Origin of the sequence: Lonepinella sp. BR2357, assembly GCF_051851525.1 — a bacterium.
In the GTDB taxonomy this organism is placed as follows: Bacteria; Pseudomonadota; Gammaproteobacteria; order Enterobacterales; family Pasteurellaceae; genus Lonepinella.
Map to the genome: position 1 here is coordinate 46,310 of NZ_JBPDVG010000012.1, position 20,629 is coordinate 66,938.

Genomic DNA, 20,629 nt, shown 5'->3' on the forward strand with positions numbered 1-20,629 from the left:
TCTCGCTATAAATAAGCTTAAAGGGTAAATTAAAAGTCGGTTTATGATAATTTTAGTCATTGGTGCGACAAATTATGTCGTAAAAGCACAATAAAAAGAAAAAGGATCATAACGATCCTTTAGATTGAAGAAAATTAGACTTTATACGTCCACGCCACTGCTGAAAAATCATCGCTCCATTTTAGGGTATGTCCTTTTCTAGCTTCTTGACAATACACCCGTAAACGCTGTTCATTAGTGGTATAACTCGTCCAAATATCGGTGAGCCGTTTAGATTCAATAAAATCCGTCAAACCATCGGAACATAATAATAAACTTTCATTCGGATTAAGCGAATAGTCTTGGCTAAAAATTTGAAAATCATCACTGTCAAAATCTGCTATCAAACAATCTGACAACATATAATACATCTCCGCATATTCGCCATTAGGATCAAGATGTTTATTTTCATTTAAATACCAATTTAACACAGTATGATCATAGCTTAATTGAATAAACTCGCCTTGCTCCGTAATCTTATACGCCCGACTATCGCCCACGTTTACGATTTTTATTCGTCCATTTTCAAATAATTGTGCGGCGACTAATGTGGTCGCTGAACCGCATTGGAAAGGAAAATCATCACAAAATTGTAAATGTGTTTCCCTTACCCATTGGCTATTTAATACATCACAATTCTTAATTTTCTCCATCCAATAACGACTGGCTTTTTGTGGATTGGGCGTAGCAGAAACCCCATCCGCCACAGCAATAATCGGATGTGGCTTTTCTACCAACACGGTTTCTGTATTCTTATTTTTATATTGATATACATCAATGCCATTAAATAACGCATCTTGACAAGTGAGTTTATATTTTGAACGTTGACAAAAACTAATTGGATAAACTGCCATTTGATTTTCCTTTTCTCTATTCAAGCATACATTTATTAACCAGCTTTTATTTCATCTTAAAAGTCCATTTTGAGAAATTTTTTCAGTCCTCAAAAATATCTTGCCAAATTTCTAACGTATCAGGCAACAAATACCCCTTTTCCTGCCCAATCCTGATCGCTAACTGCTGTAAATTGCGGGCTAGAGTCTCTTGCCCTAATAAGTTTAGGCTACGAATAATTCGACTGATTTTTTTCTGTTGATGACCAATATTTTTAAGCCAATAAGATCGTTGTTTTAACGTTTCCGTGATGGTTAATTCCGTGCCATTTCGCTGTATTTCAAAATATGCCATAATCGCATCAAAGGCTTGCAAAAAACGCTGTTGAATCTGTTCATTTTGTTTGAAAAATTCAATTTCATCAGCGGAAAGCAACGGCATTTTCTTATTCCATTTAGAGCGTTCCAACACAGGGAAAAACCACGGAATCCAGAAATAACCTAATTCAATAGCTAACGGCTCAATCGCTAACATTTGTTCAAAGCTAAAATTCATTTCGCTTTTACGTTGGTCTAGGTAAAATTCAATGACTGGGTGCATAATGTTCTCCTTTGGTGTGCGAAAGTGCGGTGAAAAATGGTAGATTTTTCACCATTTGTTAAGGTGTTACAGAAGATTTTATCCACTCTACCGACAAAGTGTGTCGTATATAGCATAACCATAGTTTTATCATATGCCTAAATTATGGTATAGTTCTGTCAAATTTAAGCATAACAAACTGTGCAAAAAAAAAACAATAGTAGAATATAAAACATTCTTATAACATGAACAATATCTCCAAAATCATGGAAGTTATTTATTGATCTTTCATGAAAAAACATCCACCATACATCAAAGAGGATATACTTATGAACTCAACACAAAACACCATTCAACAATTTTTTACTGGGAAAAATTACTACCAGATTCCTGTTTATCAAAGGGCATATTCTTGGGAAGAATATCAATGGAAACAATTTTTAGCAGACCTTCAAGAAGTGAAAGCTAATCATTATTTCTTTGGCAATGTCTTATTACAAAAAAATGGCGATATGCGTGATATTATTGATGGACAACAACGCATTACCACCATCATTATTTTTGCTCGTGCTGTTTATGATACCCTCAAGCAATGTGGTGAAAGCGAGGATGTACTGCAAGATATTGCCGAAGATTATTTCTATTACAGAAAAAGCAAACTAAATGCGGTAGAATACGATAGGGATTATTTTAAAAAGCTCATTATTGAAGGTGATGACGGTATGCACGATCCACAAACACCTTCACAAATTCGCATTTACAACGCCAAAGCATTTTTTAAAGAACAACTCAAAAATCTTGATAAAGAGAGTATTACTCAATTATTTAATATTGTTAAAGAATCCCAAATTTTAGAAGTGAATTTTGATAATATCAAGGATAGTGTTTTGATGTTTGAATTACAAAACAATCGAGGTAAAAATTTAACCAATATGGAAAAATTAAAATCGTATTTTTCCTATCAAATTTACAATAATTGCGATAATGCAGAAGATAAATTAAGTGAAACCACCCGAATTTTTGAAGAAATATACAGATTAATCAATGATATAAAAACACTTAATGAAGATGAAATTCTACTTTATTTTAATTATTACAAATTTGGATACGCTTACAGAGAAAATAATGACACATTAAATTATAAAAAACATCTTAAAGAAAGCCAAAATATCATCAAATTTATTGATGATTATACAAAAGACTTGAAAAATGCATTTGTTAATTTAAAAATCTTTTTCGCATTAGATAATAAAGCCAAAAATGATTTATTAAGACTTAATGCTTGGGAAATTTATCCATTTATTATCAAGGCTTATACATTGTTTGGTACGGATGCAACAAAACTTAATGAAGTCTTCAAGTTACTTGAAATCATTATTTTCAGAGATAAATTATCCAATACTAGAGCAGATTTGGCATCACGCCTTATTTCTGTATTAAAAAATTTTACAGATTTAGAAAGTCTAAAAAATGCGCTTAAATCTGTTTGTGAAAGTGAATATTATTGGAGTGATGACAATATACAAAATACACTTCGTTATATCTATAATTCTAAAGGTAATACCATTGTACCTTATATTCTTGAGAAATATGAAAATTCACTCAGACAGAATAACAATGTTCAAAAAGATTACATTTTTACTTGTGGCGATAACTTAAAAGATGTTTCACGAGAACATATTGCACCACAAACTAACGATGGTGAAGAAATTGCCACCGGTTATGATAAATATGACAGTGAATTTTATGAAAAATATTTACATAATATCGGCAATCTTGTGTTAGTTACACCTTCACATAATTCATCAAATAGCAATAAACCATTTAGTGAAAAATTACCGACTTTTACCAACAATATTGATCTGTTACAACAACGAGAAATTAAAGATTTTCTTGTGAATGGTGAAATTTGGGATAAAGCGGCAATAGACAAACGTTTTGAAAAAATTAAAAACTTTGTACTGGAGAATTGGAAGATTTAGACACAATAAATAAAATATACAAGCTATTAATCAAGTGCGGTAAAAAATGACTGTTTTTTCACCGCACTTGAAAATGTCAAATTTACTGTTCACTTTGACAGGTAAAATCGGTTGACTCATAGTGGCAATAGCGACTTTGTTTAGCCATTGTTTTTCCAATTTTTTATTGTCACCATTCATAAAATAAATTTTAAACATTAATTAAAAATGAATTTTCACCTTGCGACACAATTTGTCGCACAATTGGATACACTATAACTCATTCAATTAACTCAGGAGAAAATCTATGCCTATGATCATTTGGACAATCAGTGATTATTTCTATCACAAACAACGCGATCTTTATTTCATTAAATTCAACCAAGAAGACCATGAAAAAGAAGAAGAAATGCTGCTCAATTGGTTTAATCAAAATTTGCCTGATGTGCCCATTGCTCCAATCTTCCCTTTCATGTCTGATGAAGTTATTTTGTCGGGTTCTGCTAATGCTTTTTATATTGATTTTGATGAAAAATCCTTAGCTATTTTTTGTGAACGTTGGGAAGATGGACATGACAATTCCATTGATAAACGTTTTCAATGTTATTTTTTCCCATTGGAAGATTACAAAGCATTATATAATGGACAAATTCCAAACCCTTATGAATTTGATTACGAATAAATAGAGTAAAAATAAAGGCTCATACGAGCCTTTTTTCCTTATCCTTGATACGTCCATACCACAATCGACAAATCTTCCTTTATTTCTGGCTGAGTTAACTTATCTTGATAGGCTTGCAAACGCTGCTCATTGGTTGAATAGGACTGCCAAATTTCGCTTAATTGTTCGGATTTTAAAAAAGCAGTTAGACCATCAGAACATAATAAGAGCGTTTCATTGGGTTTTAGCTGGTATTCTTGGTTAAAAATAGTAAAATTTCTCGCTGCTCTATCGGCAACCAAACAATCGGACAACATATATTTGATTTCTTCACATACAATATTGGGATCAACTTCTGGATAGGCTGTTAATAATTCATTGAGCATAGTATGGTCATAACTTAATTGAATAAATTCACCAAGCTCGGTAATTTTATAGGCTCGACTATCACCAATATTTAAAATTCTCACTTTACCTTTTTCAAATAATTGAGCCGAAACTAAAGTGGTGGTGGTTCCCCAAGGTTTAGGGAAATAACTGCAATAATATTCAAATACTTGTCTAATCCATTGGTCGGTTAAATGTGTACAATCCTCTTTTAACCATTCAATCCAATAACGACTTGCTTTAAAACATTTTGGGGTGGTAGATAGCCCATCCGCAATCGCAATAATCGGATTTTCTTTTTCGAAAGTAACTGTTTTCGCTTTTTGCGGTTCACGTCTAAGCACCTGGCAAAGCTCTACGCCTGTTAATAAAGCATCGTGGCAAACAAATCGTTGAGCAGATTGACAATAAGTGATGGAATAGGTTGGCATAATTTTCTCCTTTGCTGTGGGAAAGTGCGGTACAAAATGGTAGATTTTTCACCGCAGTTGATATTTCAAAGAAGATTTTATTGAGTTTTGCGACAAAGTATGTCGTATAAAATATGATAGTGGGTATTTTATTCCATCACACAAATTTCTATCATTTTTTGTGTATACAAAGATTCTCTTAATTAGCACAATTAAAAATAAATTAAATGTGTTTTTATCATTTTAAGATCGTTATTCAATATGTGACTTATCCGTATATCAGAATCATCATTCTGACAAATCTTCAGTAAAGAAAAAATATTCATTACACCTAAAAAATCAACTGTCTCATTGCTTTCTACGACAAAAAGCCCTGATTTAATCGGAAAAATTGACTCCATATAATGCGTTATATCAGCAGTCACATCATCAATACTGCCACAAAAAGCACAATAATTTAACGTTAAAGTTGGCGAGATGACGCTCAATAGATCATTAAAATCAATGCTCATCACGCCTTTTTTATCAATCACATCCACAAGTAGTCTCATTATTTCTTGTTGTTCACTCCCTTCCCTATAAAAAATGTGATTAACTTGTTCAATCGTTGGCATAAGTTCATCAAATTTTTTATGGCGTAGAATAATTGGTATAATCCTTTGGCGAATTAACATTGAAATACAATCTGGTAGTAAAGGATCATCCGTATCCGCAATGACAAAGCAAATATCTGCCCCCCAAATAGCTGACATATCCATTAAACAAAATATGGATATTGATTGAATACCTTCGATGAATTGGGACGGTTTATTAATATAAATCGCTGAGAATTTAACAAAATGGCACATATCTATTTCCTAAAAGTACGTTACTTAATGGAAATTATATGCCTCAGTTGCGACAAAATATGTCGCATGTAATTATTTTTCAAAGTGAAAAGTGCGGTTAAAAAATCATATTTTAACCGCACTTCGCAAATTTAAGTCATATTCATTCTTTTAGTTGATTATCTATCTCTATCATTTTATTCACTAAAGGGAGCAACATATCATAAATCTTTTGAGCTATTTCGCCACTTGGAATTTTTGACCAAACTTCTTTATTCCAAATTAGAATAGAGGTATCTGCATATTTCCAACAAAACCACCACTCATTAGAATTTTTATCCGTTATTTCATCAAAAATAGTTTTATTAGTTTTATAAAATTCATTTTCATTCTCTAATTTAAATCTCTTATAAAAACCATAAAATAGATTTTGATAATTAGATCTATCGAATTCCATTCTCACACTATATTTTGTAGTATTTGATTTAATCTCCACAATAGAAAAATATTTACTTTTCCCTTTTTCGGCATCCTCAAAATGTAGAAATTGATTTATCCGATAAACATCTGAAAATAACCCTTGTAATTGTTTTTGTAACTTTTTCATTAACTCTATCTTTAATAAATCCTGTAATTCTCCAAGTAAAATAGCCATTTTTATATCTTGTTCACTTTGGATAATTTGTTCAATTAACTGGTTACTTTCTTTTGTCATTGCTAAAAATTCCTGTTGTAAAAATTGTTTTATATCATCACAAAACTGTTGCATTCGTGGTGCAATAATGGGGGTTTGATCTAGCCACTGAATTAAATCCGTAGGTGTTATTATTTTGAATTTATTTTCTTTGCTTAATTTTTCCCGTTCTTCTTTCGATAGAGATGACTCATCAGGATCCTTATCATAGTTGGGCAAATAAATGAGACAATAATTCTCCTTTACCCTATTTCCTATATCCTTTAGATAATCTTGGATTTGTTTAGGTTGATCTACTGCACCTCTCAATTTATTTTCAATCGAAATAATCCATTTTATTTCATTATTTAAATAACCTTGAATAAAAATATCGTGTCTGCGGTTCTCTGCGGTACTTTGTTCAGTCACCACGTCAACTCTGTCATAGGCTAAAAATGTTGCAAGGTGTGAATATTTCAAAAAGCTGTTGAGAAATAAATCTTGTTGCCCGTGAGTTTCGTTTGGATCTAATAAAAAAGCCAAAATCGCAGATAATCCCATTTCATCTGTACGAAGAAAACGAAGTGGATTAAAAGCATTCGCATCATACAATGCGGTTTTCTGCTGTTTCTGCTTTATTTCAGTATATTGTTGGTAATAATGGCGTAAGAAAGTCACTATCTCTTTTAGTTCCATTGCTTGGTTCTCCTTAAACTATAGCTTAATATTCAATATCATTATATACTTGTTAACGACAATCTATGTCGCAAAAATTATCAAATTTCAATTTTCTCAATATCCCAAATATCCTCCCCAAATTTCGCCAGCCACCAATCTAGCATTTCGCTATCCACCACCGTGGCTTGAAAACGATAATATTGATCGGATTGTTCCAAAATTTGTTGATCTGCTGATAACGGCGTTTCGGTTAAATGAAAGCCTGCATAACGCGCCACCGAAAATCGCAGTTGAATGAGTTTGCCGTTGCCAAAGCCAAAATGAGCATCATTCACATAATTTTTCAATACAAAGTCGATCGGACGATCAAAAAACATCGTGGAAAGCTCTGCGGATTTAATACGATGCAGTGCAAGATGTTTTGGCGTGTCATCGTCTTGATAACGTGCCACTAAATAGCTACTCGCCCCCTGTTGCACCAAGGCTAACGGCATTATTCTGGCTTGATGAGAGCGATATTGCCCTTGATAATTCACCATCAAATAGCGATTTTCAAATAGTGCGGTGCTAATGGTGTCAAAAATTTTGCCGCTCACTTTGGCTGGCAAAAGCGGTTGACTAGTGGGAGCAATGGCGACTTTGTTTAACCATTGTTTTTCCAACTTTTTATTATCGCCACTCAACTGCGAACGAGCTTGCTCAAAAAAGCCTTGCATTGAACGCATAATATTGGCAGGCAACAAAGTTTTAAGCTGTTCTTCGGCAAGGCGTAATACAAGGGCTTGTTGTGGGCTTAAGGATGGGATATTTAAGCCATTGGAATTTTGTTTCCAGCGGTAACCATAAGGTTTAGAACGGTCATCCACTTCAATATCAAAATTTTCTGCCAACACTTTAAGCAAGCGTTGAATGGAACGTTTATCACGTACATAACCCGCATCTGCCAATTTTTGTTGCAATTCGTGGCTGTCGATTTTTCTGCTTTTCGGAATATTGCATAATACTTCAATGGCTAACAAGGCAGTGTCTAGGCTTTTTTCGGACATATTTTCCTCTAAATTTCGTTAATCATTCACAACGCCATTTTATCCAAAATAGGGGGTTTTGTCCCCAGCCACCAGACAAATAAATATGTAATGATGTTTACTTACTCTGTCAAGAGTAAGTAAAAAGGAATGTATTCCTTTGGCTCAAAGAACACCGCATTTTTCTTAAAGATATAGTGAAATTTACAAGATCAACTTACCCTACTGTTCCATTAACAAATGATACAAATCCACATTGATATAAAAATTCTCTTTGCCGATTTTCACTTTCTGCAAAACACCTAACTGAACCAGCTCATCTAACCGTTTCACTGCCGTGTTGCGGTGAATTTGGCAGTCTTCGGCAACAAAATCAATTTTGGTATAAGGGTGTTTATATAAATTATTAATGAGTTCGTGACTATAGATTTTCGGTAAATTTGCCCGAATAATTTGGGATCGTTTGCACCAGCCCTTTTAGTTCACCTAATGCCTGATGAGCCTGATTTGTTGCTTTTAATACCGCCTTGGTTTCCACCTCACCTAAAGCAAAAAGATCGGGAATTTGATAGCTGTTTTCCATATTCTTTTTTCTCTTACTAAACATACACACATTTTTCTTATTTCTTGTGTATATCATCCTCACGTACACAAGTTTTTGTGATTTCTTGTGCGTATTAACATAACACACATAAGTTTTCTGCATTTCTTGTGTGCGTTATTTTATCATGCACAAATTTTGCCGTTTTTGTGTATAAATATACTGCAAACAATATGTTCTCTTGAACTGTACATTTATTTATTCTAACATAGCGCTATCTCAATCAAGTTCTAGGCAAAAATATTTAGGAGCTGTTCATTTTCGTGATAATTACCATTACTGCGTTTGCAGTAAGACAAATAGAGAAAATTCCCAATCAATTTCAAGTCTATATAGACTTATCAACAAAGAGAAAAATGATGAAAAAATTAATCTTCAGCCTCTGTATCTTATTACTCACCGCTTGTAGTGCCAAAGAAATTGTTTCACCAGAAGGCTATGATCCAACACAGCACGCACGAATTAGAATATTTGATGGCGCAGGGTATTACGTTGATATTGATTGCAAAGAAAATAAAGGCGGCACGCATATTTTTACTAGTGAATTATCTTGGTTTAGTAATAAAACCGATAGTCAAGGACGAATTATCATTGGTATGCCAAACTCGCCAAATACGGTTAATGCTGAGAAAAATGATCTGACCTATCGTGAATATGTCGTACACGCCAATCTCCCCATCAATATTTACCCAAGTGTGAGGGTAGTTGACAGAACAGTCTGCCCTGGTGGTAATAAGCCTTGCTATCAAGTTACAAAAGATCTTTGTCATCGTGGTGAATCAGACCTTGAAGCAATGTTGATTAACACAATCTTTAGGACTGATCTTGCTACTAAAGAAAACGATTCTCGCCGTTCTTTTATTCCACAAGCAGGACAGCAATATGATATTGTTCCAAATGGTTGTAGCGTAACATTATATAATATCAGTCAAGATGAGCCTAAAAAAGAACCATTATCGCCGGTTTATCAATGTAAATAGGAAAATGCAATGTTTAAAAAATTGTTCATTTTTTATCTTATTTTAAATCTCGTTGGTTGTGTCACACACACCCAAACAACGAAAAGTAAAGAACAAATTTCTGCCTTTTTTATTGAAAAAGAAACGCTTTATTTATTAGGTGAACAATACGATTATGAATTAACAGGGAGAGATGTGGTTAATTTAGATAAATTAATTCGCTCCCCTTATATGAAAAACATTGTAACCGTTAAAACAGAGCTTTCTGCTAATAATAACAATGCGTTTGGCATTTATACTGTCTATATTGATCCAACCCATTTAAGCGAAAAAGAAAAATCAGAATTAATGAAAGTTTATTGGTTTAATGAAATCACTGAAATTAGCCCTAACGTCATTGCCATGATAAAACAGACCAAACCAAATTGGCATGAAAATGGCAGCTTATTAAAACGTCAATATCAAGCCAAGGGGAAATTAGGGAAATTTAAAGAACGGAACCAAATTTTGCAGGCATACACTTTCCCGAAAACCATTAATGTGAATTTTGAGCATACCGTAACATCAAACGAAATGATGCCAACAAAGGAAATACTCTCCATTGGCGCAGCATATCTACTCTTGCCTGTGTTTATTACCGTATTCACCCCTATTCTTGCGGTGATGTACTCAATAGGGGAAGTACAGAAATGGGGGGATTAAATCTCCCCAATCACACTCAACACTCTCTTATCCGAAATCGGCTACTTAGCGCCTAACTGTTTGGCGAATAAATTTGTCCTAATTTCTAACAACTGTTCCATAGTATAATGAAAAGGGATATAATCGGCACTATTACTAGTTCAAAAGAGATAAATCTATGTTTAAAGAAAAAGGTTATGATGAATTTGTGAGTGAATGCATTCGCAAAGGTCGTGAAGAAAAACAAGCTGGATTAGGCTTTACTTTGGAGCAAGCAAAAGCCAGTTCTCAACAAGTAATTGAACGTAAATCACAAGAATTAGACGATTTTATTAAAAATGTCGCCTATGCCTAAATTAACTATTCTTCCACAAGCGTTACAACAAATAAATGAAATTCTAGAAAATGTGGTTGAATTTACTGGATTTGATATGAGTGGTATTCGCTTATCTAATGAAATCTATGAAAAAATAGAACGGATTGCTTTTATGCCACTTGCCATAGGGCGTTTGCAAGAAGATGGCTCAAGGGAGTCGTTCGCAAGAAAATATCGCATCGTCTATGATTTTGATGAACAGACAAACGAAGTGGTTATTTTATCTGTTATTCACAGTAACAGAATATATCCACGCCCTGAAAATTAAATAAAACATTTCATCATTCGGGGAGCCTATTGATCCCCAATCACACCCAACACCCTCTTATCCGAAATCGGGTATTTCGTCCCCAACTGTTGAGCAAACAAACTCACTCTAAGTTCTTCAATCATATAACGAATTTCCAAAACGATCTCAGAGTGCGGTTTCGATTTTGGCAGTTTTGCTAACAGCTGATTGTAGGCTTGTTGGCATTGTTCTACTGTAAATTTGAAAAGTTATCGATCACTGAAATGTTGATTTATTTCTTGTAAAACGACCATCGGATCAAGCTCAAGACCTTTACAATAAGCGATAAACTCAAAAACATCTAATCGTCTATCACCCGTTTCCACTTTACCAATAAAGGAATGAATTACTCCCAACTTATCGGCTAATGCTCGTTGTGATAAACCTAATTTTTGCCGTTGTTCTAAAAATAATTGGCGTAACCAACTATGCTCGGCGGAATGAATGGATAATCTTAAATTTCTCATTGCACCTATTCTAGGTTCATAGTAAAATGAACCTGTTTTAGGTACAAATATTCAAGGAAAAAGGTATGAAAAAAACACTACTCGTTTTATTAGGTTTAACTGTTTTAAGTCCCGTTCTCGCCAACACGAGTTATACCACGATTGGTAACACGACGTATGGAAGTGATGGTTCAAGCTATACAAGCATTGGCAATACAACTTATAGCAGTAATGGTACGAGCTATTCGCAAATAGGTAATACAACATACGGTAGCGATGGTTCTAGCTATAATCGCATTGGTAATACGACTTATAGTAATGATGGAACAAGCTATAACCGTATCGGAAATACGACTTATAGTAGCGATGGTCATAGTTGTACAAACATAGGTAATACAACATACTGCAATTAAATTAGGAGAAAGATATATGATTTGGGCTCTCATCTCTCTTGGTATATCTTATGCAATAATTCAACCAAACTCATTTGGTGGATTTATTGGAACAATACTTTTTTCATTTGTCATTGATATTATTGCTGTCGTATTAACTGGAGCAAGGCGATAGCTAAGTTGAGTTCAAATTAGGTATTTACTGGCTTTATTGACTGAATCTGGAGAAAATATTATGGAAATTATAGTTGTTATTATTGCTGTTATCGCCTTATTTATCTTTTTAACAGGTAAATCAGGCGTTGGAATTAAATCATCTTTAGTCAAAGAAATTCATTTTCAATATTCAGGTGGCATAGGTTCATCTTCTAAATACTATCCTAGTATATCATTAGCAGAAGCCTATGAAGCATTGAGTGTTTTTGATTCTTCTAATAGATTTCGTTCAAACACCGATAATTATAGTTTTTGGGCATTAATCTATAATGAACCTTGTCTAATAACTTTGAAAGCTGAACCATTTAAAAAGGGATGTAGATTATTGGTAACAAAAGGAGCTGATCACAATCAAATCTTACGTTCACTAGGAATGAAAGAAGAAAAATTCCCAACTAATCTTAAATCCATATAAACAATTTTCCAGTTCGGGGGAGCTTATTGCTCCCCAATCACATTCAACACCCTCTTATCCGAAATTGGGTATTTCGTCCCCAACTGTTGAGCAAATAAGCTCACTCTCAACTCTTCAATCATATAACGAATTTCCAACACGTCTGCGGAGTGCGGTTTAGATTTTGGCAGTTTTGCTAACAGCTGATTGTAGGCTTGTTGGCATTGTTCTACTCGCAGCATTGCCGCCCGATCTCGGTTGGTGTCTTGGGCGAGTTTGTCTAGGCGTTTGTCGATGGCTTGGAGATAACGCTGTAAATCGGGCAAGCGAGCGTAGCCTGTTTTTTCTACGAAACCTTGGTAAATCAATCCGTTCAGTTGAGTCTTAATGTCAGACAGAGCAAAGGCTTGGGTGAAATCCATTTTGCCTTTTAGGCGTTTGTTGATTTCAAAGGTGAGCGTGAGCAGCCGTTCGACCTGTTGGGCGATGTCCACGGTAATATCATTGAGATTTTCTCGCACAAAATCTCGCAATTTATCAAAATCCGTTTCGTTCCACACAAAACCGCCAAAATCGGCGATCAGCTTGTCCACACCGCAGGCGATACAGTCATCAATTAATTCCAGCACTTTGCCGAACGGGGTGAAATACAGCCCCAGTTTGGATTTGTTGGGTAATTTTTCGTGTAAATATTTGATCGGTGATGGCACGTTGAGCAAAATTAAACGGCGTAACCCCTGTTGCATTGCCACGCTTTGCTCGTATTCGGTTTCAAATAATTTAATCCCCACCGCATCTTTTTCGTCCGTAATCGCAGGAAAGGCTTTGACCGTAAACCCTTGTTTTTTCTGCTCATAACATTGCGGAAGTTGGTCAAAATTCCAAATATGAATCCCTGATTGCTCAATGCCATCATCTGCCACGGCGGAAATGCTAGCTTGCACTCGATCTTTGAGATCGTATTTCAACTCGTCCAAATTCATACTTTCGGCAATTTTTTTGCCTTTGTCGTCCACCACTCGGAAAGTCATTTTTAAGTGCGGCGCAATTTGTTCAAGATTCCATTGCTCAGGTTCAACAGTTACGCCTGTCATTCGGCGGAACTCGTGGCTTAAGGTTTCCGTCAATGGCTTATCAAAATGGGTTACTCGCCCTAAAAACGCTTCGGCATAATTGGGGGCTGGCACGAAATTGCGGCGGAGTGTTTTCGGTAAGGCTTTGATTAAGGCGATAATCAATTCTTGGCGTAAACCGGGGATTTGCCAGTCAAACCCTGTCATTTCAATTTGATTGAGCAACGGCAATGGAATATGCACCGTCACGCCGTCTGCGTCCGTCCCTGGTTCAAATTGATAAGTCAGTTTGAGCTTAATATTGCCCTGTTGCCAGAAATTCGGGAAATCCAGTTGGCTCACTTTTGGGGCATCATCATTCATCAAGAACGATTTTTCAAAATTGAGCAAATCAGGATCGTTTTGGCTGGCGATTTTCCACCAGCTGTCAAAATGTTTCTGCGACACCACATCCGCCCCGATGCGTTCATCGTAAAACTCAAACAAGGTGCGGTCGTCCACCAAAATATCACGGCGGCGAGATTTATGCTCCAGCTCTTCCACTTCACGCACTAATTTTTGGTTGGCAAAAAAGAACTTGTGGCGAGTATTCCAATCCCCCTCCACCAAGGCGGATTGAATAAAAATCGTACGGCAAGTGTGCGGTTCAATTTGGCTAAAATTCACAGGGCGACTTGCCACAATCGGCACGCCATACAGGCTCACTTTTTCATCGGCAATCACTTGCCCACGGGATTTTGACCAACGGGGTTCGGAATAACTGCTTTTGGTTAAATGTTTGGCAAGCGGCTCGATCCACTCAGGCTCAATTTCTGCCACCATTCGCCCCCAGAGTTTAGACGTTTCTACTAATTCTGCTGCCATTACCCATTTCGGCTGTTTTTTAAACAACACCGAATTAGGAAAAATGGCAAAATGGGCATTTCTTGCCCCTAAATATTGGCTTTTTTCATTATCTTTCAAGCCAATATGCGACAGCAAACCGCTTAGCAAAGCCGTGTGAATTGGCTGATATTTTGCCGCTTCCGAATTGATCGGCAAGCCCAATTCTCGCACTTGGGTTCTGATTTGATGATAAATATCCTGCCATTCCCGAATCCGCAAATAATTGAGAAAATCCTTTTGGCATAAACGGCGAAATTGGTTTTTCGTCAGCTCTTTTTGGTTGGTTTGAATATAATTCCACAGGTTCAGCCACGCCATAAAATCGGATTTTTTATCGGCAAAACGGCGATGTTTGTCATCAGCGGATTGTTGTTTTTCCTGCGGTCGTTCTCGGGGATCTTGAATAGACAGGGCAGATACGATAATCATTAATTCGTGTAAACAACCTTGTTCTACCGCTGTTAAGAGCATTTTGGCAAGGCGGGGATCCACTGGCAACTGGGCGAGCTGTTTACCTTGTTGGGTCAAAAAGCGTTTTTCGCCAAATTTGGTTTTTCGCCATTCAAAGGCTTGCAATTCTTCCAACAATTTAATGCCGTCTTGAATATGGCGTTTATCAGGGGCATCCACAAAAGGAAAAGCATCAATATCGTCCAAGCCCAACGCCGTCATTTGCAAAATCACGCTGGCTAAATTAGTGCGTAAAATTTCAGGATCGGTAAATTCAGGACGATTGTTGAAGTCCTCTTCTGAATACAGGCGAATACAAATCCCCTCTGACACCCGTCCACAACGCCCTTTGCGTTGATTGGCAGAGGCTTGCGAAATCGGCTCAATGGGTAGGCGTTGCACTTTGGTGCGGTAGCTATAACGAGAAATGCGTGCTGTACCAGGGTCAATCACATATTTGATCCCTGGCACAGTCAAGGACGTTTCCGCCACGTTGGTTGCCAATACAATACGATTAAGTCCGCTCGGGTGGAAAATTTTATTTTGTTCTTGGGCGGACAGGCGTGCATACAAGGGCAAGATTTCCGTATGGCTAAGATCTTGTTTTTGCAACATTTCCAATGTGTCCTGAATTTCTCGCTCGCCGTTTAAAAAGATCAGAATATCGCCTCTGCCCTCGGCTTGTAGTTCATCTACTGCGTTAGCAATGCCCTGTAATTGATCTTCTTCATCGTTGTCTAACATTGGGCGATAACGCACTTCCACTGGATAGGTTCGCCCTGACACTTCTAAAATTGGGGCGTTGTTAAAATGCTTGGAGAAACGTTCTACATCAATGGTCGCTGATGTGATAATGACTTTCAAATCAGGACGGCGTGGCAAGAGCTGTTTGAGATAACCGAGAATAAAATCGTTATTCAGTGAGCGTTCGTGAGCTTCGTCAATAATCAGCGTATCATATTGATTTAAATAGCGATCGGTTTGAATTTCTGCCAACAAAATCCCGTCTGTCATCAGCTTAATTTGGGTTTGCTCGCTGATTTGATCGTTAAAACGCACTTTGTAACCCACCATACCGCCGAGTTCGGTTTGCAATTCTTCCGCAATACGAGCCGCCACTGAACGCGCCGCAATACGGCGTGGCTGTGTGTGTCCAATCAAGCCTTTTTTGCCTAAACCCAGTTCTAAACACATTTTCGGTAATTGGGTGGTTTTGCCCGATCCTGTTTCCCCTGCGATCACCACTACTTGATTTTCACGGATTAATTTCTGAATTTCGGCTTTACGTTGGCTAACAGGCAAATTGTCAGGAAATGCTATTTTTTGCACCGCACTTTTACGTTGATTTAAACGTTCTTGTGCCTGTTGAATTTGACTTTGAATTTCGGCAGCAACGGCTTGTTGGCTTTGTTCATGTTTAATTTGAGCAATGCCTTTAATTCGTGCGGCAATTTTTCGCTCATCAAGGATCATCACGTCTTTGAGTTGGTGAAATAAGGCTTTTTGCAACGGCGTTAGTGGGGTTCTATTTGATTTGGTTTGATTTGGTTTCACAGCTTATTTTCCCCCAATCAATAAGGATAAAATCCCTGCTGCAATCAATGGGCCGACAGGAATACCGCCGAGAAATGCTACGCCAAGCACGGTGCCAATCAATAAGCCGGTAAGCAAAATCGGTTGGGTTCCCATTAAACTGACGCCTCGCCCACCGAGCCATGCGACCAACGCTCCCACGGCCAACGCAATTAGCATTTTCCACTCAAATAAGGATTTCAATTCTGGCAGTTGCACTTTGCCTGACACTATCGGGCTGAGTACGCCAATGGTTAAAATAATAATGCCGATCGTTAAACCATTCTTTTCTACAAAGGGGATGTATTTGCTCAAAAAAGTTTGTTGCATTAACAATAAGACGGTGGCGGAAATGGTAATCGAGCTGTTATTACTAAGTACACCGAGTAAAATGAGTACGACCAGTAACAGAGCGATAGCATTAAATTGTAATGACATTTGCGATCCTTTTTTTCTGATGAACCCTCACCCTAGCCCTCTCCCAGAGGGAGAGGGGACTGAATGAGGATTTTTATTATAAATATTCCCTAAACTATTCCCTCTCCCTCTGGGAGAGGGCTAGGGTGAGGGTAAAAAAGTAATTAGCAACCATTATAACAAAATATCACATTTTTTTATTTCCATTTTTAGCCAAAATCTGTACTATAAAATCCTGCTCATTTAACGGGAACGCCTTATGGATATTGCTTTAATTTTAGCCAGTAAAATCACCGAACTTACCCTTATTGTGTTATTAGGTTACGGTTTAGTGAAGTCAAAATTATTGCAACCGAAAGATACCTTTCCACTCTCTGTTGTCGGGGTGTATATCATTAGCCCTGCCGTCATGCTCAAAGCGTTCCAAATTGATTACAGCCCTGAATTGTTGCGTGGTTTATTGCTTTCCGTTTCCATGGCAATTTTGTTGCACATTCTCTTAATTATCATGGGCGTGATGCTGAAAAAAATCTTTAAACTTGATGGCGTGGAACATGCGGCTGCCATTTATTCTAATTCAGGTAATTTGATTATTCCCTTGGTAATGTCTATGTTTGGTGATGAATGGGTGATTTATGCCACCTGCTTTATCGTGGTACAGACGGTGTTATTTTGGACCCATTGCCGTGGTTTGATTTGTGGAGAAAAATCTTTCTCCTTGAAAAGAATTGTGAAGAATATCAATATTTGGTCAATTATTGTGGGGGCAACCTTGTTTGCTTTTCAGATTAAATTGCCCGCTATTGTGGTTGGCACCTTATCTTCCATAGGGACTTTTATTGGCCCTAATGCCATGTTGATTGCAGGTATGTTAATTGCAGGCATTCCGTTACGCAGTATTTTATCGTCAAAACGAATTTATTTAGTCACCTTTTTACGCCTTATTTTTGTGCCACTTTGCTTAATGTTGGTGATTAAATTCGGCCATTTTGCCAGTTTGACAGAACATGGCGAAACCATTGCGTTAATCAGTTTTCTCGCCACCATTAGCCCTGCTGCGGCGACCGTCACACAAATTGCGGTGTTACATGGCAAAGATGCGCAAAAATCCAGTGCCATTTATGGGGTGACAACCATGTTATGCGTTATCACCATGCCGTTAATTATTACTTTGTATCAGTTGATTTAGGCAAATTTAAGCGATAGAGATCTTTGCTATATATTACGCTCGTGGGATTGGTGAGATCGTAGCCCGCCACACTGGGAGCAATTTGCACTGGCATGGCATATTGGAAAATTGGCATTACCACATATTCTTGCTGAGAACGAGCAATCGCCTTGCGATAAAGTGCGGTGCGTTCTTGTTCGGAAATCTTGGCAGACAAGGCTTTTTCTAACAGTTGATCCATCTCGGGATCAGAAAATCCCATTTTATTATCCGCACTTTGGGAATGTAATAAGGATAAAAAAGCAGAGGGATCGTTGTAATCCGCACACCAACCTGAACGAATAAGCTGAAAATCACCCTGCGCATGTTTTTCAAGTAGCGTTTGATAGGAAACCGGATCCGCCTGAAGACGAATTAAATCCGACTGCGACCACACACGAATTAAATGTTCTGCAATTTGAGCGTGTAACCCCTGATTATCATAGGTGAGCCGTAAGGTTAAGGGCTGACTTTCGGTGATACCCGCATGCTGTAATTGTTGTTCCACCACCGTCGGCTCAAAATCTCGTTCTTGTTCAAATTGCATATTCTCGGGTAAATAACTGATTCCGTTTGGCAAAATAAAAGGTTGTGACGGCACGATATTACTTGGAATCATGGCCGATAAAGCATTGCGTACCGCTTTTTTCTGCAACAGAGGATCACGGAAATTAAATTCGTAAAAATAAGTACAAAGTTGCGGGAAGTAGCTGATGTGATCTGTCCCCTTTTGGCTATTTTGAATAATATCCAAGCGTGATGGCGGCATGTCTGGCGTGATCTGTTGATAGATCACTTGACCAAATGCACGGTCATTGGCTTGCCAATAAGCCGGATTTTGCTGTAAACGAAGTTGATTTTCGCCTTGTTCCACAAGCACATAAGCCCCATTGGAAATTATGTTCGTGGTCGTTGGCGTCGATCCTTGATATTGAGGTAACAAGGCCACATGCGCCAACATCTTCGGCAAATAAGGGGTGGGCTTATCTAAACGAATTTGCAGGGTGCGATCATCAAGGGCTTGTACACCGAGTTGCTGTACAGGCATAGATTGCGCCAGTACGGCGGCGGCATTTTGCATATTCATGTAGCGTAAAAATTGCTTTTGTGGATTCGCCGAACCGGCTAATTGTTGCCAACTTTGCACAAAATCTTGTGCCGTCACGGGTTCGCCATTGGACCATTTGGCCTGTTTACGCAAGGTAAAAATCCACGTTTTTTGATCCGCACTTTGCCAACTTTCCGCCACGCCGGCAATGATATTGCCTTGCCGATCGTAAATCACTAAGCCCTCGAATAAATCACGTAATAGGGCGGTTTGTTCTGGCTGTTGAATTTGTTCAAGCTGTAACATAAACGGCCCATACACACCTCGGACTAATACATCCGCTTGATACGCCACATTATCGGTGGGGCTAGCAACGTTTTGCGTTTTTTCAGGGACAGCATTCGGCTCACAGGCGGACAGATAAATCAGGCTAAAGATCGCCAACATGACCACCTTAACAGCGTTTATCACGATGATTTTATTGTGCATATTGGCGCTTTATCCGCTAATTCGCTGGATATTCTTCAATGGTGACGGGCAATTCAAAAATGCGCCCTAAACGAGAAATCACCACCTTGACTTGCGTGTTTGGCTTGGTATTGCTGATCACTTGCATCACCTGATCGGGCGAATTGGCCACTTTATCATTAAATTTCAACATCACATCACCTGCTTGAATACCGGCTTTTGAGGCAGGCCCATTTGGCACCACATTTTCAATTAAAATCCCCGAACTGTTGCCATCATTTTGACCGTTACTAAACAAAATATTACTCTGTACGCCAAAATAACCTCGGATCACTCGGCCATCACGGATAATCTTTTTCATCACATCATTGGCAATTTCAATGGGAATGGCAAAGCTCAAGCCCTCGGCAATTTCCGTGGCGTCTTTGCCGATACTTAAGGTGCTAATGCCCACTAACTCGCCCAAGGAGTTGATCAAGGCGCCCCCCGAATTACCGCGATTAATGGAGGCGTCGGTTTGAATAAAATTCTGCCGACCGACGGTTTCGCCGACGGCATTTCGGCCGGTGGCGCTGATGATCCCTTGCGACACGCTTTGACCGAGATTATAAGGATTACCAATGGCGAGCGCTACATCCCCCACATGCACTTGACGCTTGGCATTCTGCGGTATAGTCGCCAATTTTTCTGCTCGAATTTTTAACACCGCCAAGTCAGTTAAACTATCCGAACCAATTAAATTGGCCTCAAACACCCGTCCGTCTTGTAAGGCAACAATAATTTGATCCGCACGTTGAATCACGTGTTTATTGGTGAGAATATAACCGTCTTTGGTCATAATCACACCCGATCCTAAATTATGGGTTGACACTTTCCCCGCATCTAAATTGGAATTGCTGGTAAAGGTTTGATTATACACATTCACTACGGCCGGCGAGGCAATGCGTACAGCCTCTTTAAAAGACATCACGTCACTGGTTAATTTTAACCCCGTGCCACCGGTAAATTGCGGGATCACAAAGAGAATTAAGCCTGCACAAACCAAGCCAATCAATGCGGATTGTAATAATTTTTTTATCAT

At 37.8% G+C, this 20,629-nt stretch carries 23 protein-coding genes and 1 pseudogene; 9 read left to right on the forward strand and 15 right to left on the reverse strand.

Annotated elements, in window-relative coordinates; all coding sequences use genetic code 11:
- Window positions 1–134 precede the first annotated feature (134 nt).
- Both ACTG7L_RS09045 and ACTG7L_RS09050 read right to left on the reverse strand, forming a co-directional pair.
- A complete protein-coding gene (locus tag ACTG7L_RS09045) occupies window positions 135–893 on the reverse strand; it encodes a PP2C family protein-serine/threonine phosphatase (protein ID WP_439328257.1) in 759 nt (252 codons plus the stop codon).
- Window positions 894–975: 82 nt separating this feature from the next.
- Window positions 976–1,473, reverse strand: coding sequence for an opioid growth factor receptor-related protein (locus ACTG7L_RS09050; protein WP_439328258.1), 498 nt, complete (start codon window positions 1,471–1,473; stop codon window positions 976–978).
- A gap of 308 nt (window positions 1,474–1,781) precedes the next feature.
- On the opposite strand from ACTG7L_RS09050, the gene ACTG7L_RS09055 reads away from it, so the two are divergent.
- Window positions 1,782–3,434 (forward strand): DUF262 domain-containing protein, encoded by a 1,653-nt coding sequence (locus ACTG7L_RS09055; protein WP_439328259.1) that lies wholly within the window; start codon window positions 1,782–1,784, stop codon window positions 3,432–3,434.
- A 30-nt stretch (window positions 3,435–3,464) separates the two neighbouring features.
- Here the strand turns inward: ACTG7L_RS09055 and ACTG7L_RS09060 are convergent, their stop codons facing one another.
- Window positions 3,465–3,614: a hypothetical protein gene (locus ACTG7L_RS09060; protein WP_439328260.1), complete on the reverse strand. Its 150-nt coding sequence runs from the start codon at window positions 3,612–3,614 to the stop codon at window positions 3,465–3,467.
- A gap of 106 nt (window positions 3,615–3,720) precedes the next feature.
- Here ACTG7L_RS09060 and ACTG7L_RS09065 point away from each other — a divergent pair, with 106 nt between their 5' ends.
- A complete protein-coding gene (locus tag ACTG7L_RS09065; protein ID WP_439328261.1) occupies window positions 3,721–4,095 on the forward strand; it encodes a hypothetical protein in 375 nt (124 codons plus the stop codon).
- Between the two features lie 38 nt (window positions 4,096–4,133).
- On the opposite strand, the gene ACTG7L_RS09070 is transcribed toward ACTG7L_RS09065, so the two are convergent.
- The 6 genes from ACTG7L_RS09070 to ACTG7L_RS09095 form a co-directional block, all read right to left on the reverse strand.
- Entirely contained in the window at window positions 4,134–4,892 is a 759-nt protein-coding gene (locus tag ACTG7L_RS09070) for a PP2C family protein-serine/threonine phosphatase (protein ID WP_439328262.1), read from the reverse strand.
- Between the two features lie 191 nt (window positions 4,893–5,083).
- Window positions 5,084–5,719 carry a hypothetical protein gene (locus tag ACTG7L_RS09075; RefSeq protein WP_439328263.1) on the reverse strand — a complete coding sequence of 212 codons (636 nt, stop codon included), beginning with the start codon at window positions 5,717–5,719 and terminating at the stop codon, window positions 5,084–5,086.
- Between the two features lie 142 nt (window positions 5,720–5,861).
- Window positions 5,862–7,067 carry a PD-(D/E)XK nuclease family protein gene (locus tag ACTG7L_RS09080; protein WP_439328264.1) on the reverse strand — a complete coding sequence of 402 codons (1,206 nt, stop codon included), beginning with the start codon at window positions 7,065–7,067 and terminating at the stop codon, window positions 5,862–5,864.
- Between the two features lie 80 nt (window positions 7,068–7,147).
- The gene (locus tag ACTG7L_RS09085; RefSeq protein ID WP_439328265.1) at window positions 7,148–8,095 is read right to left on the reverse strand and encodes a helix-turn-helix transcriptional regulator; all 948 of its coding nucleotides are present in this window, start codon (window positions 8,093–8,095) and stop codon (window positions 7,148–7,150) included.
- Window positions 8,096–8,296: 201 nt separating this feature from the next.
- Entirely contained in the window at window positions 8,297–8,527 is a 231-nt protein-coding gene (locus tag ACTG7L_RS09090) for a hypothetical protein (RefSeq protein ID WP_439328283.1), read from the reverse strand.
- On the reverse strand, window positions 8,496–8,681 hold the full coding sequence (locus ACTG7L_RS09095; protein ID WP_439328266.1) for a hypothetical protein: 186 nt from the start codon (window positions 8,679–8,681) through the stop codon (window positions 8,496–8,498). Before ACTG7L_RS09095 ends, ACTG7L_RS09090 begins: the two co-directional genes overlap by 32 nt.
- A 257-nt stretch (window positions 8,682–8,938) precedes the next feature.
- On the opposite strand from ACTG7L_RS09095, the gene ACTG7L_RS09100 reads away from it, so the two are divergent.
- The 4 genes from ACTG7L_RS09100 to ACTG7L_RS09115 all read left to right on the forward strand — a co-directional run bounded on the left by ACTG7L_RS09100 (window position 8,939) and on the right by ACTG7L_RS09115 (window position 10,959).
- A complete protein-coding gene (locus ACTG7L_RS09100; RefSeq protein ID WP_439328267.1) occupies window positions 8,939–9,655 on the forward strand; it encodes a hypothetical protein in 717 nt (238 codons plus the stop codon).
- A 9-nt stretch (window positions 9,656–9,664) separates the two neighbouring features.
- Window positions 9,665–10,336: a hypothetical protein gene (locus tag ACTG7L_RS09105; protein ID WP_439328268.1), complete on the forward strand. Its 672-nt coding sequence runs from the start codon at window positions 9,665–9,667 to the stop codon at window positions 10,334–10,336.
- Between the two features lie 157 nt (window positions 10,337–10,493).
- A complete protein-coding gene (locus ACTG7L_RS09110; protein WP_439328269.1) occupies window positions 10,494–10,670 on the forward strand; it encodes a hypothetical protein in 177 nt (58 codons plus the stop codon).
- Window positions 10,663–10,959, forward strand: coding sequence for a type II toxin-antitoxin system RelE/ParE family toxin (locus tag ACTG7L_RS09115; protein WP_439328270.1), 297 nt, complete (start codon window positions 10,663–10,665; stop codon window positions 10,957–10,959). Before ACTG7L_RS09110 ends, ACTG7L_RS09115 begins: the two co-directional genes overlap by 8 nt.
- A 26-nt stretch (window positions 10,960–10,985) precedes the next feature.
- On the opposite strand, the pseudogene ACTG7L_RS09120 reads toward ACTG7L_RS09115, so the two are convergent.
- Together ACTG7L_RS09120 and ACTG7L_RS09125 are read right to left on the reverse strand one after the other, a co-directional pair.
- Window positions 10,986–11,174: pseudogene (locus tag ACTG7L_RS09120) on the reverse strand (DUF3418 domain-containing protein); the annotation flags it as partial.
- Between the two features lie 15 nt (window positions 11,175–11,189).
- Window positions 11,190–11,447 carry a helix-turn-helix domain-containing protein gene (locus ACTG7L_RS09125; protein ID WP_439328271.1) on the reverse strand — a complete coding sequence of 86 codons (258 nt, stop codon included), beginning with the start codon at window positions 11,445–11,447 and terminating at the stop codon, window positions 11,190–11,192.
- 65 nt (window positions 11,448–11,512) lie between these two features.
- Here ACTG7L_RS09125 and ACTG7L_RS09130 point away from each other — a divergent pair, with 65 nt between their 5' ends.
- Complete coding sequence (locus ACTG7L_RS09130) at window positions 11,513–11,839, forward strand: hypothetical protein (RefSeq protein ID WP_439328272.1); 327 nt, start codon at window positions 11,513–11,515, stop codon at window positions 11,837–11,839.
- 214 nt (window positions 11,840–12,053) lie between these two features.
- Window positions 12,054–12,449: a hypothetical protein gene (locus ACTG7L_RS09135; protein WP_439328273.1), complete on the forward strand. Its 396-nt coding sequence runs from the start codon at window positions 12,054–12,056 to the stop codon at window positions 12,447–12,449.
- Window positions 12,450–12,472: 23 nt separating this feature from the next.
- Here the strand turns inward: ACTG7L_RS09135 and hrpA are convergent, their stop codons facing one another.
- Together hrpA and ACTG7L_RS09145 are read right to left on the reverse strand one after the other, a co-directional pair.
- Complete coding sequence (gene hrpA, locus ACTG7L_RS09140) at window positions 12,473–16,390, reverse strand: ATP-dependent RNA helicase HrpA (RefSeq protein ID WP_439328274.1); 3,918 nt, start codon at window positions 16,388–16,390, stop codon at window positions 12,473–12,475.
- Window positions 16,391–16,393: 3 nt separating this feature from the next.
- Entirely contained in the window at window positions 16,394–16,846 is a 453-nt protein-coding gene (locus tag ACTG7L_RS09145; RefSeq protein WP_439243046.1) for a DUF441 domain-containing protein, read from the reverse strand.
- 238 nt (window positions 16,847–17,084) lie between these two features.
- Here ACTG7L_RS09145 and ACTG7L_RS09150 point away from each other — a divergent pair, with 238 nt between their 5' ends.
- A complete protein-coding gene (locus ACTG7L_RS09150; RefSeq protein WP_439328275.1) occupies window positions 17,085–18,014 on the forward strand; it encodes an AEC family transporter in 930 nt (309 codons plus the stop codon).
- Here the strand turns inward: ACTG7L_RS09150 and ACTG7L_RS09155 are convergent.
- Both ACTG7L_RS09155 and degS read right to left on the reverse strand, forming a co-directional pair.
- Window positions 17,992–19,569: a peptide ABC transporter substrate-binding protein gene (locus ACTG7L_RS09155; RefSeq protein ID WP_439328276.1), complete on the reverse strand. Its 1,578-nt coding sequence runs from the start codon at window positions 19,567–19,569 to the stop codon at window positions 17,992–17,994. The genes ACTG7L_RS09150 and ACTG7L_RS09155 overlap by 23 nt on opposite strands.
- Before the next feature lie 16 nt (window positions 19,570–19,585).
- Window positions 19,586–20,629 (reverse strand): outer membrane-stress sensor serine endopeptidase DegS, encoded by a 1,044-nt coding sequence (gene degS, locus ACTG7L_RS09160; RefSeq protein WP_439328277.1) that lies wholly within the window; start codon window positions 20,627–20,629, stop codon window positions 19,586–19,588.